This is a genomic window from Streptomyces sp. T12 (assembly GCF_028736035.1).
Classification (GTDB): Bacteria; Actinomycetota; Actinomycetes; order Streptomycetales; family Streptomycetaceae; genus Streptomyces.
This window is the reverse complement of sequence record NZ_CP117866.1, coordinates 10,534,172-10,546,424: the sequence shown is the minus strand read 5'-3', so window position 1 is coordinate 10,546,424 and position 12,253 is coordinate 10,534,172. Positions and strand designations below refer to the sequence as shown.

Below are 12,253 nucleotides of genomic sequence, written 5' to 3'. Positions count from 1 at the left end.
AGCAGGGTGCGCAGCTGAGGAGAAGGAGTGTGGTCGGCGTGGCCCGGAGTCGCCGCCTGATCCTGAGCTCGCCTTCAGAGGTCTGGAGCCTGCTCTGCGACGGCCATCGCTACGGGGAGTGGGTCACGGGCACCCAGGAGGTGCTCGCCGCGGACCCGCACTGGCCGGACGTGGGCGCCCGTCTGCAAGTCCGAGTCGGTGTCGGCCGGCTGGCCCTGGAGGACACCTGTGTCGTCCGCGTCTGCGAGCCCGAGCACCGGCTGGAACTGGAGGCGAAGGCAGATCCCTTCGGAGCGGCCCGTATCGCCATGAGGCTGATCCCCTGGGGCGAGCACACGCTCTTCGTCCTCGACTGGCACCCCCTGCGGGGTCCCGGCATCCGGATGCACGGGCTCCCCGTCGACTATGTCGTCGCGATCCGCAACGGCATGATGCTGACGAAGCTGGCCCGGATCGCGGTGCGCGAGCATCAGGAGCTCGGTGCGGGATCGGGACGTGGGACGGACTAGGGACGCGGGACGGGCTAGGGACGCGGGACGGGCTAGGGACGCGGGACGGGCTAGGGGTGGGGCGTCCAGCCGCTGTGCTGCGTCTACCAGCCCTTCTCAAACATCCGCGCGACCTCCGCGATCCGCATCTCGTCGCGCCGGTAGTACAGGCGCCGGCGGATCCGTTTCGTGCGCAGCAGGCCGATGCCCACGAGCAGGCCGAGGTGGGTCTCGGCGACCGGGCGCGGCACGCCGAACTTCGCGGCCACGGCGTCCGCGGTGACGCCGTCCTCGACCGGGTCGGCCTCCCCCTGCTCCGGGAAGTGCGTGGCCGGATCCTTCAGCCATTCCAGGATGTCCAGGCGCCTTGCGCTCACGGAAGTCCGCAGCATCTCGTCCCCCTTCCGTCGGGCCGCGTCATCACGCTTCTTCCCACTGTCCCGCAGTCGCAGCGGCCGTGTCCGTCACTCTTCACCCCTTGGCCGGTACCGAACGGCCATACGACACAGGGCCGTTCGGCCCGGACGCGCCGAGGGCCCGGCCGCATGGGCGCGGCCGGGCCCCTTGTTCACCGACTCGACGGACTCGACGGGCTCAACGGTGGCTGAACCATGCCATCGACGAGAGCGCCTTGTCGTCGTAGCCGAACAGGGCCTGGTTCTCCCAGCCGTTGCCGGAGGAGGCGTCGGTCGGGTCCCAGCCGTTGCCGGAGACGGCGGTCCAGGTCGCCTCCCAGTAGAAGACGCCGAGGCCACGGCCGTTCGGGACGGCCTCCACGATGCTGGCCACGTCGTTCATCCAGCGGCGCTGCCCGGCCGTGTTCGCCGGGTAGCCGGAGACCAGCTCGCCGGTGGTGTTGATGATCTCCTCGTGCGAGTCCTCGCTGTCCAGACGGAACGGGTACGCCGTCTCGGCGACGAAGACCGGCTTGCCGTAACGGGAGGCCGCATCGTCCAGGGTCGTCTGGAAGTCATAGAGCGAGCCGTGCCAGTAGCCGTAGTAGGACAGGCCGATCGCATCGAACTTCACGCCGTTGGACACCGCGCTGTCGAACCACCAGCGGGTGCCGGACAGGTCACCGCCCTTGGCGAGGTGCAGGGCGACCGTGGTGGACGAGTTGACCGCCTTGACCGCGTCGTAGCCCGAGTTGAGCAGACCAGCGAGCTGCGACCAGTTGCTCGTGGAGCCCTCGTTCCACAGCATGCCACCGTTGATCTCATTGCCCACCTGGACCATGTCGGCCGTGGTGCCTTGAGCCTTCAATGCGTTCAACACGTCGTACGTGTGGTTGTACACGTCGGTCTTGAGTTGACTGTACGAGTGGCCCGCCCAGGCGGACGGCTTGCTCTGGGCGCCCGGGTCGGCCCAGGTGTCCGAGTAGTGGAAGTCGACCAGCAGCTTCATGCCGGCCGCCTTGATGCGCTTGGCCATGGCGAGCACGCGCGTCTTGTTGTTGTAGCCGTCGGCCGGGTTGACCCAGACCTTCAGGCGCGCGTAGTTCATGCCGGCGTTCTTCAGAATGGTGACCGCGTCGCCGGTGGTGCCGGAACTGGACTTGTAGACGCCGCCCTTGGCCTCGCTCTTGGCGAGGGAGGAGATGTCGGCACCATGGATCGACGTGCCGCCCGTGCCGGACGCGAAGGTCAGGTCGTCGACATTGATCCAGTTGCCCGCGTTCGCGTCACTGTTGATGCTGATGGTGCACTGGTTGTTGGTCACATTGACCGGCACGACGACACGGATCCACCCGCTCGCCGAGACCGGCAGGTCGGTGCGCTGCTCCGTGCCGCCGCAGCTCTTCAGCGCTATGTACGCCGAGTTCTGGCCACCGCCGGAGCGGACCCACGCGGTGAGCTTGTAGTTCCCGTTGGTCAGCCCGGACAGGTACTGGTACGTCTCCACCTTGTAGGCGGAGGACGCGTAGTGGGTCAGACGGTAACTCCCGCCGTGGCCGCCGGACTCGGTGAAGGAGGCGGAGTTCTGGCCGGCCGCCGAGTAGGTGGACCAGCCGGCCGGGGTCGCCGTGCCGGTGCCGTCGGACTCGAAGCCGCCGTTGGTGAGCGTGCTGGCCGCCGCAGCGGTCTGCGCGGGCAGGGCGGTGAGGGCGAGTCCGGCTGCGAGCGGCAGCAGCAGGACTCGGAGGGTGCGTCTGGGATGGAACATCGTCGTCCGTCGTCCCTTCGACGTAAATGGGGATTGGGGGTCCCTCACCTGGGCGGTGAGGAGCCCCTCCGCCCGCGGCTCGTGGCACGCGCGGGCGGAGGGGAGTTCGGCTCAGCCGTCGAGTCGTACGACCCGGACGGCTCCCGCGGGGACCTCGAGGCGGCCCGCGGCCCGTTCGCCGGTCAGCAGCTCGGTGCCAGGCGTCTCCAGCGGCACCTTGGCGTCCGACGCGGTGTGGTTGACGGCGAACAGGTAGCTGCCCGACTCGCCGGCGCGGCGCACGACCTCGACGTCCCGGGGCAGGTCGACACGCGGGGCGACCTGCGCGTCCTCGATCGCCCAGCCCAGCAGTGCGTCGAGGCCCTCGGCGCCCAGGCGGGTGGAGACGTACCAGGCGGTGCCCTCACCGAGGCGGTGCCGGGTGACGGCGGGGTGGCCCGCGGTCAGGCCGTCGGCGTACGTCCAGACCGTCTCGGCGCCGCGCGGGACGACGAACTCGGTCCACACGTCGCCGCTGAGCTCGGAGCCGTCCGGGCCGGTGATGCGCACGAGCTGTTCCCGCAGCAGCGGCGAGAACTCCTCGATCGTCAGGCCGAGGACGTCCCGCAGCGGGCCGGGGTAGGCGCCCTCGTGCACGGCGTCGTGCTCGTCGACGATGCCGGAGAAGTACGACACGACGAGGGTGCCGCCGTTCTCGACGTACCGGCGCAGATTGCGGCCGGCCGTCTCCGTCATCAGGTACAGCGCGGGCACGACGACAAGGGGATAGGCCGACAAGTCGGCTTCCGGGTGGGCGAAGTCGACCGTGAGGTGGCGGTCGTAGAGCACCTCGTAGAAGGCGTCGGCGCGCTCGCGCGGGTCGTGGTCCTCGCTGGGGCGCCAGTCGAGGTTCTGCGCCCACCAGGAGTGCCAGTCCCACAGCATGGCCACGTCGGCCTGCGTGCGAGTGCCGCGGACCGTGCTCAACGAGTCGAGGGCGGCGCCGAGTTCGACGACCTCGCGCCACACGCGCGTGTCCGTGCCGCCGTGCGGCAGCATCGCCGAGTGGAACTTCTCGGCGCCGCGCCGGGACTGCCGCCACTGGAAGAACATGGCGCCCTCGGAGCCGCGCGCCACATGGGTGAGGGAGTTGCGGGCCATCTGGCCGGGGGCCTTGGCGGGGTTGCGGGCCTGCCAGTTGACGCCCGAGGTGGAGTGCTCAAGGAGGATCCAGGGCGCTCCCCCGGCCACCGAGCGCGTGAGGTCGGCGGCCATCGCTAGGTTGACGTGGGTGCGGCGGCCGTCGGTGATCAGGTAGTGGTCGTTGGTGACGATGTCGACCTCACGGCCCCAGGCCCAGTAGTCGACGGAGTCGCACTGGCTGAGGGCTGTCATGAAGTTGGTCGTGACCGGGAGGCCCGGCGAGAGGCGGTGCAGGATGTCCCGCTCCATACGGAAGTTCTCGCGCATGGTGGCATCGGCGAACCGCTTGTAGTCCAGCGCCTGGGCCGGGTTGACGGCCGTCGGCGTCGCCCGCGGCGGGTTGATCTGCTCGAAGTCGGTGTAGCGCTGGCCCCAGAAGGCCGTGCCCCAGGCCTCGTTGACCGCGTCGACCGTCTCGTACGTCGTCGCCAGCCAGCGGCGGAAGTGCGCGGCGCAGGAGTCGCAGTAGCAGGCGGAGACGGGGACGCCGTACTCGTTGTGCACGTGCCCCATCGCGAGCGCCGGGTGGTCGCCGTAGCGCTCGGCGAGCTTGGTGGTGATGCTCGCGGCCGCCGCACGGTAGTCCGCGTTGCTGTGACAGATGGCGGCGCGCGAGCCGAACTCATAGCGCACACCCTCCGCCGTGACCGGCAGGGCCTCGGGGTGGGCGCGGTAGAACCACACCGGCGGGCAGACGGTGGGAGTGCCCAGGTCGACGCGTATGCCGTTCTCGTGCAGCAGGTCGAACAGGCGGTCCAGCCAGCCGAAGTCGTACGCCCCGGGTGAGGGCTCCAGCAGGGCCCAGGAAAAGATCCCGACACTCACCATCGTGACGCCGGCCTCCCGCATCAGCCGGACGTCCTCCTGCCAGACGCTTTCCGGCCACTGCTCGGGGTTGTAGTCCCCACCGAAGGCGAGCCCGGTGAGGCCCCTGGGGTTGGTCTCCGGCATGGATCTCTCCCGTTTTGGTCGATCATTTGGGAACGTGCACACACTGGATCGGCGGTGCGAGCCCAACATAACCGCACAGCAACAACCATTGACAAGTGTCCGGGATGTTTCTCTACTGTGAACGCTCACAGAAGCATGGCGGGCCCTCGCAGCAGGCGGAGGCCCCAGGTCAGGGGAGAGATCCATGCCCATCACGAAGCGTCGGCGACTCGTTTTCAGAAGTGCGGCCACCTGCGTCGCCGCCGCCCTCGGCGCCACCGCCCTCGCCGCTTGCGGATCCGAAGACGCGAGCGAGGACCCGTCGGGGCCGGTCTCGCTGACGTACTGGACCTGGACGCCCGGCATGGACAAGGTCGTCGACCTGTGGAACAAGGGCCAGGGCAAGAAGGACCAGATCACGGTCACGGTGAAGAAGCAGGCGTCCGGCGACACGCTGGTCACCAAGATCCTCACCGCGCACAAGGCGGGCAAGGCCCCGGACCTGGTCCAGGCCGAGTACCAGGCGCTGCCGACGCTGGTCAGCAATGACGCGGTCGCGGACATAGCGAGCGAGGTCGGCGACGCGAAGGACAAGTTCGCCGAGGGCGTCTGGCAGCAGACGACGCTGGGCACGGACGCGGTCTACGCGGTCCCGCAGGACATCGGGCCGATGATGTTCTACTACCGCGAGGACCTCTTCAAGCAGTACGGGCTGAAGGTCCCGGCCACCTGGGAAGAGTTCGCCGAGACCGCCCGCGCACTGAAGAAGAAGGCCCCGGACAAGGACCTGACCACCTTCTCCGCCAACGACTCCGGCCTCTTCGCGGGCCTGGCCCAGCAGGCCGGCGCCAAGTGGTGGACGACCTCCGGCGACAAGTGGAAGGTCGGCATCGACGACGCGGCCTCCCAGAAGGTCGCGGGGTTCTGGGGCGACCTCGTCAAGGAGGGGGCCGTCGACAACCAGCCGATGTACACCCCGGCCTGGAACAAGGCGCTCAACACCGGCAAGCAGATCGCCTGGGTCAGCGCCGTGTGGGCGCCGGGCACCCTGACCACGGCCGCGCCCGACACCAAGGGCAAGTGGGCCATGGCCCCGCTCCCCCAGTGGTCGGACTCCGAGAACGTCACGGGCAGCTGGGGCGGCTCCTCCACCGCCGTCACCACCGACTCCAAGAACAAGGCGGCAGCCGCCAAGTTCGCCGCCTGGCTGAACACCGACGGCGACGCCCTCAACGCACTGGCCAAGGAGAGCGGCATCTACCCGGCCTCCACGTCGGCCCAGCTCAGCGGCGCCTTCACCACCCCGCCGGACTACTTCTCCAACCAGCCCGACTTCTACACGAAGGCCGCGGAGATCGCCGAGACGACGGCTCCGTCGGCCTGGGGCCCGAACGTGAACGTCGCCTACACGACCTTCAAGGACGCCTTCGGCAAGGCCGCCAAGGACAAGTCGGACTTCGCCGCCGCCCTGAAGACCATGCAGGACGACACGGTCGCCGACCTCGAGAAGCAGGGCTTCGAGGTCTCCGAGTGACCAGCACAAGCCGGAGGGCGTACGGGGTCAAGGGGGCCCCGTACGCCTTCCTCCTCCCCGCAACGATCCTCTTCGCGCTGTTCTTCGCCCTGCCCATCGGGTACGCGATCTGGCTCAGCTTCCACAAGGTGAAGGTCTCCGGGCTCGGCCTGGGCGCCGGCGCCCGCAAGGAGGTCTGGGCCGGTCTGGAGAACTACACCGACGCCCTCACCGACAACGAGCTGGTCGACGGCGCGCTGCGCGTGCTCGGCTACGGCTGCATCGTGGTGCCGGTGATGCTGGGCCTCGCCCTGCTGTTCGCGCTGATGCTCGACTCCGACAAGGTGCGGCTCGCGCCCTTCACCCGGCTCGCGATCTTCCTGCCGTACGCCATCCCCGGCGTCGTGGCCGCGCTGCTGTGGGGCTTTCTGTACCTGCCGGACGTCAGCCCGTTCTACTACGTGCTCGAAAAGCTGGGCCTGCCGCAGCCCGACCTGCTGGACGGCGGGCCGCTGTACCTCGCCCTGTCGAACATCGCGGTCTGGGGCGGCACCGGCTTCAACATGATCGTCATCTACACCTCGCTGCAGGCGATCCCGGCCGAGGTGTACGAGGCGGCCAAGCTGGACGGCGCCACGCCGCTGCAGATCGCGCTGAAGATCAAGATCCCGATGGTGGCGCCGTCGCTGGTGCTGACCTTCTTCTTCTCGATCATCGCCACGCTCCAGGTGTTCAGCGAGCCGACCACCCTCAAGCCGCTCACCAACTCCGTGTCCACGACCTGGAGTCCGCTGATGAAGGTGTACCAGGACGCCTTCGGCAAGGGCGACATCTACGCGGCGGCCGCCCAGGCCACGATCATCGCCCTGGCCACGCTGCTGCTGTCCTTCGGGTTCCTGCGGGCCGCGAACCGTCGTAACAAGCAGGAGGCAGCGCGATGAGTTCCCTTGCCGTCGGCAAAGCCGAATCGGCCGCCGGCACCACGCCCGGCACCGTCCAGAACCGCCCGCCGCTGCGCCGCCGGATCGCGCTGATTCCCACGCTCACGCTGCTCCTCGGCGCGCTCTACTGCATGCTGCCCGTGGCGTGGGTGGTGATCGCGGCGACCAAGTCCGGCAGTGAGCTGTTCTCCACGTTCACCTTCCTGCCGGGCACGGGCTTCGCCGACAACTTCTCGGACCTGAGCGCCTACCGCGACGGCGTGTACTGGCAGTGGATGGGCAACTCCGCGCTGTACGCCGGTCTCGGCGCCCTGCTGTCGACATGTGTGTCGGCGTTCAGCGGCTACGCGCTGGCGATCTACCGCTTCCGCGGCCGCGAGACGATCTTCAACGTGCTGCTGGCGGGTGTGCTGATGCCGCCGGTCATCCTCGCCATCCCGCAGTACCTGCTGCTGGCGAAGGCCGACCTGACGGACTCCTACCTGGGGGTGCTGCTCCCGCAGATCCTCTCGCCGTACGGCGTCTACCTCGCGCGGATCTACGCCGCCGCGGCTGTGCCCGGCGATGTGGTCGAGGCCGGCCGGATGGACGGCGCGAGCGAGTGGCGGATCTTCACCCGGGTCGCGCTGCCGATGATGGTGCCCGGCATGGTGACGGTGTTCCTCTTCCAGTTCGTGGCGATCTGGAACAACTTCCTGCTGCCGTACATCATGCTCAGCGACGACGAGAAGTTCCCGATCACGCTGGGCCTGTTCACGCTGCTCGAACAGGGCGCCAACACGCCCGCGCTGTACACGCTGGTGATCACCGGTGCCTTCCTCGCGGTCATTCCGCTGGTGGTGCTCTTCCTGGTCATCCAGCGGTTCTGGAGCCTCGATCTGCTCTCCGGAGCCGTAAAGTCATGACCATGAGCAACACGGGGGGCCGACGCAGACCGCCGACGATCCACGACGTGGCGCGCGAGGCCGGAGTCTCACGGGGCACGGTGTCGCGGGTGCTCAACGGCGGGCACTACGTCAGCCCGGCCGCCCAGGAGGCGGTCAACGCGGCGATCCGCAAGACGGGTTATGTCGTCAACCGGCATGCCCGCTCGCTGATCACGGGGCGTTCGGACTCGATCGGCTTCCTGCTGACCGAGCCGCAGGAGCGGTTCTTCGAGGACCCCAACTTCAACGTCCTGCTCAGCGGCTGCACGCAGGCGCTCGCGGCGCACGACATCCCGCTGCTGCTGATGCTGGCGGGCACGCGGGACGAACGGCGGCGCATAACGCGGTACATCACGGCGGGTCACGTCGACGGGGTGCTGCTGGTGTCCAGCCACTCCGGGGACCCGGTGGCCGACGAACTGCGCGAGGCGGGGGTGCCCCTCGTCCAGTGCGGCAAGCCCATGGGGCTCGGCTCCAAGGTGAGCTACGTGGCGGCGGACGACCGGGACGGCGCCCGTGACATGGTGCGCCACCTGCTGTCTCTGGGCCGGCGCCGGATCGGCGTGGTGAGCGGCCCGCTGGACACCCCGGGCGGTGTCGATCGCCTCGCCGGCTACAAGGAGGTGCTCACGGAAGCCGGCGTCGAGATCGACGAGCGGCTCATCGTCTCCGGTGACTACAGCCGGGCCAGCGGCGAGGCGGGCACCGAGCGGCTGCTGGCGCAGGCCCCGGACATGGACGCCTTGTTCGTGGCCTCCGACCTGATGGCACAGGGCGCCCTGACGGCACTCCACCGGGCAGGCCGCCGGGTGCCCGAGGACGTGGCCGTGGGCGGCTTCGACGACTCCACCGCGGCGACGGAGGCCACCCCCGCCCTCACGACGGTGCGCCAGCCCTACGACCGCATCAGCGCCGAGATGGTGCGGTTGCTGCTCGCGCAGATCGGCGGCGAGGACCCGGCGGCGGTGATCCTGCCGACGGAGCTGGTGAAGCGGGAGTCGACGTAAGGGCGTGAGCGGGCGTCGAGGGCGCGCCACACGGCGATCCAGCCGTGGGCGCGCCCTCGGTGTGCGACCGGTCAGGAATCGAGAAGCCGCCCACCGCTGCCCGCCCTAGCGTGAAACCACCGACGAAAACCGTCGGCGCACACTTCACGTCAGGAGTAGGCCATGACCGCCGGAGTCAACACGATCATCTACCCCGTCAAGGACCTCGACGGGACGAAGTCCCTGTTCAGGGCCCTGCTGGGCACGGAACCGTACGCGAACGAGCCGTACTACGTCGGCTTCAAGGACGCCGGACAGGACGTCGGCCTGGACCCCAACGGGCACGCGAAGGGCATGACCGGTCCGGTCCCCTACTGGCACGTCGACGACATCAGGACGACCCTGGCGGCCCTGCTGGAAGCGGGCGCCGAGACGCTCCAGGACGTCCATGACGTCGGTGGCGGCAGGCTAATCGCCTCCGTGAAGGACGCCGACGGCAATCTCGTCGGCATCCTCCAGGACCCGACCGGCTGAGCGCCCGACGTCGGCCGCACTTCGCTTGCGCGTGCACTAATTGCACAGTCAACAAATGGCCGGATCGGTGCTACCGTGCCGGTATGGCAGTGAAGACGGCCGACGCAGGGCTAGAGGAACGGTGGCGGGACATCCTGTCGGTGCACGCGCGCACCATGTGCGAGATCGACCGCGTGCTGCACCCGCACGGCCTGGGCGCGAGCGACTTCGAGGTGCTCGACATGCTCGCGTCCGCAGCGCCCGAGGAGGGCGAGCAGTGCCGGGTGCAGAACCTCGTCGGACGGGTCCATCTCAGCCAGAGCGCGCTGTCCCGGCTCATCGGGCGGCTGGAGAAGGACGGCCTGGTGGAGCGTTCCGTCTGCGCGGAGGACCGGCGCGGCGTGTTCGTCGCGCTGACCGGCAAGGGCCGCGACCTGCACGCCGAGGTCCTGCCGCTGCAGCGCGACGTACTGGCCCGGATGCTGGGCGACTGAGGCCGGACGGCGGGACGCCGGACGGCGGACTCGGACGCCGGACTCGCAGACAGGGCACCTAGAGCACGAACTCGGCCCCGTCCGGGAGGACTTCGGCGCCCGTCTCGATCACCTGCGTGCGGGCCGCCGAGGCGGGGTCGAGCAGGGGATTCGTGTCGGCCAGGTGGGTGTAGATCCGCCGGGCCTGTGGGTGGCGGGTCAGGGCAGTGAGGCTGCCTTCGGGTCCCGAGACGGGCACATGGCGGCCGGCCTGCGCCGCCTCGTCCGCCGCGAAGTGCGTGCCGTCCAGTACGACGCAGTCCGCCTCCGCGACGAGGTCCTCCAGCATCGGGGTCCACGCACGCACACGCGGCGCGTAGACGAAGACGCCTCCGGTGGCCAGATCCTCGATGCGGTACGCCGTCACCCAGCGGTCGTCCTTCGCCCGGCCCGGCACGTGAACCGGCGCCTCACCCGCGACGGGACGCGCCGTGACCACCAGGCCGCCGGACAGCACGAACCCGCCCTCCGTCAGGCTGTCCGCCCACTCCCACGGGGCGTGGCGGTCGAGGGCCGCCCGCGCCGGTGCCAGCGCGTCGAGCACCGGCGGGGCGGCGTAGGTCTTGAGCCGCGCGGCTTCGCGGAGCACGGCCAGGCCCGACACGTGATCGGCCTCGGCGTCCGTCAGCAGCACGCCCCGTACCGGAGTGGCCCCGGGGCCCGGCCACAGGGCGGAGGTGGCGGTGAGCCGGGCGCGGATGTCCGGCGAGGTGTTGAGCAGCCACCAGTCGCGGGAGTTGCCCGTGACGGCGGCGCATTCCGGGGTGCGGGCGGGCAGCTTGCCGTCACGGGCGGCGGCGCACCGCGCGCAGGCGCAGTTCCAGCGTGGGAAACCGCCTCCGGCGGCGGTGCCGAGCAGGACGACCCTCAAGACGATCCCCCACCCCTTCGCGTCAGTCCTCCCGGTGGGATCTTCCCTCTCCGTACGGCCGAAGCACCCTGCGACAGGGAGCAGTTCCGGCCGACCTTCGCGAGCCGCACAAAGTCACACGGGAGCCGCATGGGAGCCGCCCACCACGTCCGCGGCCGTCATTCCTGGCGCAGCAGTTCCCGTACGGCGCTGACGGCGGCCTCGGTCGTCGCCAGGTCTGCGCCGGGGCGGGCGAGGGCGCTCATCGGGATCGGGGTGACGGGTGGCAGGCCCTCGTACGGGGTGAGTCCGTCCGGCGCGGCGCCGACCGAGGCGAGCAGGGCCACGCCCTGGCCGGTGCGGGCGATGTCGAGGACGCCCGCGAGGTAGCCGGCGTCGCCGACGACCGTGGCGGGCACTCCGTGCCTGGCGAGGGTGGCGATGGCCCGGCGGCGGATCGCGCACGGTTCCTCGACGGCGACCAGCGGTACCGGAGCGGGGGCGGACGGGGGTGCCCAGCCGGGGACGGCGTGCCAGGTGAGCGGGAGGCCGCCGACGGGGGTGCCCTCGGTGGCGGCGGCCTCGGTGACGTACACGGCGACATCGACGCTGCCGCGTTCCACGGCCTCCACCAGCCGGGCGGAGCGGTCGATCCGGAACCGCACCCGGCAGCCGGGGCGCACCCGCTGGACCGCGGCGGTGAGCCGGGGCAGGAACTGGTCGGCGGCGTGCTCGGTGGAGCCGACGGTGACGGTGTCGCCCTCGGCGTCGAGCAGTGCGCGTACGGCCTCGTCGTGCACGGCGAGGATGCGGCGGGCCTGTTCCAGCAGCAGGCGCCCTTCGGGGGTGAACCGGGTGCCACGGCCGTCGCGTTCGACGACCGGACGCCCCAGGGTCTTCTCCAGTTTGCGCACGTGCTGGCTGACCGCGGACTGGCTCAGGCAGAGCGTCCGGGCGGCGCGGTGGAAGCCGCCGCAGTCGGCTATCGCGGTCAGGCTGCGCAGGGCCACGATGTCGAGGACGGGTTGGGGCATGCCGTGACAGTAGCCCGGCCCGGCGATCGATCGCGATCGCTGATCGGTTTCGATGCGGAATCGTCGTTGGACGTGATCCGCCGCGTCCGGTCATGATGAGCGCATGCTGCACGCCACCGCTTCCGCTGCCCTTCTGACGCAGCGCCGAGTCATCGACTTCGGCGTGGCGTGCAGCGCGCGCTGTTGCTGACGTC

Annotated in this window: 12 protein-coding genes; 7 read left to right on the top strand and 5 right to left on the bottom strand. The window is 70.0% G+C overall.

Annotated features, from left to right (window positions below):
• Positions 1 to 38 precede the first annotated feature (38 nt).
• Positions 39 to 509, top strand: coding sequence for an SRPBCC family protein (locus PBV52_RS47120; RefSeq protein WP_274247982.1), 471 nt, complete (start codon positions 39 to 41; stop codon positions 507 to 509).
• Positions 510 to 592: 83 nt separating this feature from the next.
• On the opposite strand, the gene PBV52_RS47115 is transcribed toward PBV52_RS47120, so the two are convergent.
• The 3 genes from PBV52_RS47115 to PBV52_RS47105 all read right to left on the bottom strand — a co-directional run bounded on the left by PBV52_RS47115 (position 593) and on the right by PBV52_RS47105 (position 4,784).
• Entirely contained in the window at positions 593 to 880 is a 288-nt protein-coding gene (locus PBV52_RS47115) for an ArsR family transcriptional regulator (RefSeq protein WP_274247981.1), read from the bottom strand.
• A 202-nt stretch (positions 881 to 1,082) separates the two neighbouring features.
• Positions 1,083 to 2,651: an arabinogalactan endo-1,4-beta-galactosidase gene (locus PBV52_RS47110; RefSeq protein ID WP_274247979.1), complete on the bottom strand. Its 1,569-nt coding sequence runs from the start codon at positions 2,649 to 2,651 to the stop codon at positions 1,083 to 1,085.
• A 111-nt stretch (positions 2,652 to 2,762) separates the two neighbouring features.
• Positions 2,763 to 4,784 (bottom strand): beta-galactosidase, encoded by a 2,022-nt coding sequence (locus PBV52_RS47105; protein ID WP_274247976.1) that lies wholly within the window; start codon positions 4,782 to 4,784, stop codon positions 2,763 to 2,765.
• A gap of 184 nt (positions 4,785 to 4,968) precedes the next feature.
• Here PBV52_RS47105 and PBV52_RS47100 point away from each other — a divergent pair, with 184 nt between their 5' ends.
• The 6 genes from PBV52_RS47100 to PBV52_RS47075 all read left to right on the top strand — a co-directional run bounded on the left by PBV52_RS47100 (position 4,969) and on the right by PBV52_RS47075 (position 10,136).
• Positions 4,969 to 6,297, top strand: coding sequence for an extracellular solute-binding protein (locus tag PBV52_RS47100; protein ID WP_274247974.1), 1,329 nt, complete (start codon positions 4,969 to 4,971; stop codon positions 6,295 to 6,297).
• A complete protein-coding gene (locus tag PBV52_RS47095) occupies positions 6,294 to 7,217 on the top strand; it encodes a carbohydrate ABC transporter permease (protein WP_274247972.1) in 924 nt (307 codons plus the stop codon). The genes PBV52_RS47100 and PBV52_RS47095 overlap by 4 nt, the downstream gene beginning before the upstream one ends.
• Positions 7,214 to 8,122 carry a carbohydrate ABC transporter permease gene (locus PBV52_RS47090; RefSeq protein WP_274247970.1) on the top strand — a complete coding sequence of 303 codons (909 nt, stop codon included), beginning with the start codon at positions 7,214 to 7,216 and terminating at the stop codon, positions 8,120 to 8,122. Before PBV52_RS47095 ends, PBV52_RS47090 begins: the two co-directional genes overlap by 4 nt.
• A complete protein-coding gene (locus tag PBV52_RS47085) occupies positions 8,119 to 9,150 on the top strand; it encodes a LacI family DNA-binding transcriptional regulator (RefSeq protein ID WP_274247968.1) in 1,032 nt (343 codons plus the stop codon). The genes PBV52_RS47090 and PBV52_RS47085 overlap by 4 nt, the downstream gene beginning before the upstream one ends.
• Positions 9,151 to 9,312: 162 nt before the next feature.
• Entirely contained in the window at positions 9,313 to 9,663 is a 351-nt protein-coding gene (locus tag PBV52_RS47080) for a VOC family protein (protein WP_274247966.1), read from the top strand.
• Positions 9,664 to 9,746: 83 nt separating this feature from the next.
• Positions 9,747 to 10,136, top strand: a complete 390-nt coding sequence (locus tag PBV52_RS47075) for a MarR family winged helix-turn-helix transcriptional regulator (protein ID WP_274247964.1) — start codon at positions 9,747 to 9,749, stop codon at positions 10,134 to 10,136.
• Between the two features lie 58 nt (positions 10,137 to 10,194).
• On the opposite strand, the gene pqqB is transcribed toward PBV52_RS47075, so the two are convergent.
• Both pqqB and PBV52_RS47065 read right to left on the bottom strand, forming a co-directional pair.
• On the bottom strand, positions 10,195 to 11,046 hold the full coding sequence (gene pqqB, locus PBV52_RS47070; RefSeq protein WP_274247962.1) for a pyrroloquinoline quinone biosynthesis protein PqqB: 852 nt from the start codon (positions 11,044 to 11,046) through the stop codon (positions 10,195 to 10,197).
• A 158-nt stretch (positions 11,047 to 11,204) separates the two neighbouring features.
• Positions 11,205 to 12,059, bottom strand: coding sequence for a LysR family transcriptional regulator (locus tag PBV52_RS47065; RefSeq protein WP_274247960.1), 855 nt, complete (start codon positions 12,057 to 12,059; stop codon positions 11,205 to 11,207).
• Between the last annotated feature and the right edge of the window lie 194 nt (positions 12,060 to 12,253).

Excerpts from the sequence above, each read along its gene's own strand:
- PBV52_RS47090 (WP_274247970.1), top strand. The coding sequence starts at position 7,214 with ATGAGTTCCCTTGCCGTCGGCAAAGCCGAATCGGCCGCCGGCACCACG.
- PBV52_RS47100 (WP_274247974.1), top strand. The coding sequence starts at position 4,969 with ATGCCCATCACGAAGCGTCGGCGACTCGTTTTCAGAAGTGCGGCCACC.
- PBV52_RS47085 (WP_274247968.1), top strand. The coding sequence starts at position 8,119 with ATGACCATGAGCAACACGGGGGGCCGACGCAGACCGCCGACGATCCAC.
- PBV52_RS47075 (WP_274247964.1), top strand. The coding sequence starts at position 9,747 with ATGGCAGTGAAGACGGCCGACGCAGGGCTAGAGGAACGGTGGCGGGAC.
- PBV52_RS47105 (WP_274247976.1), bottom strand. The coding sequence starts at position 4,784 with ATGCCGGAGACCAACCCCAGGGGCCTCACCGGGCTCGCCTTCGGTGGG.
- PBV52_RS47110 (WP_274247979.1), bottom strand. The coding sequence starts at position 2,651 with ATGTTCCATCCCAGACGCACCCTCCGAGTCCTGCTGCTGCCGCTCGCA.
- PBV52_RS47115 (WP_274247981.1), bottom strand. The coding sequence starts at position 880 with ATGCTGCGGACTTCCGTGAGCGCAAGGCGCCTGGACATCCTGGAATGG.
- PBV52_RS47065 (WP_274247960.1), bottom strand. The coding sequence starts at position 12,059 with ATGCCCCAACCCGTCCTCGACATCGTGGCCCTGCGCAGCCTGACCGCG.
- PBV52_RS47080 (WP_274247966.1), top strand. The coding sequence starts at position 9,313 with ATGACCGCCGGAGTCAACACGATCATCTACCCCGTCAAGGACCTCGAC.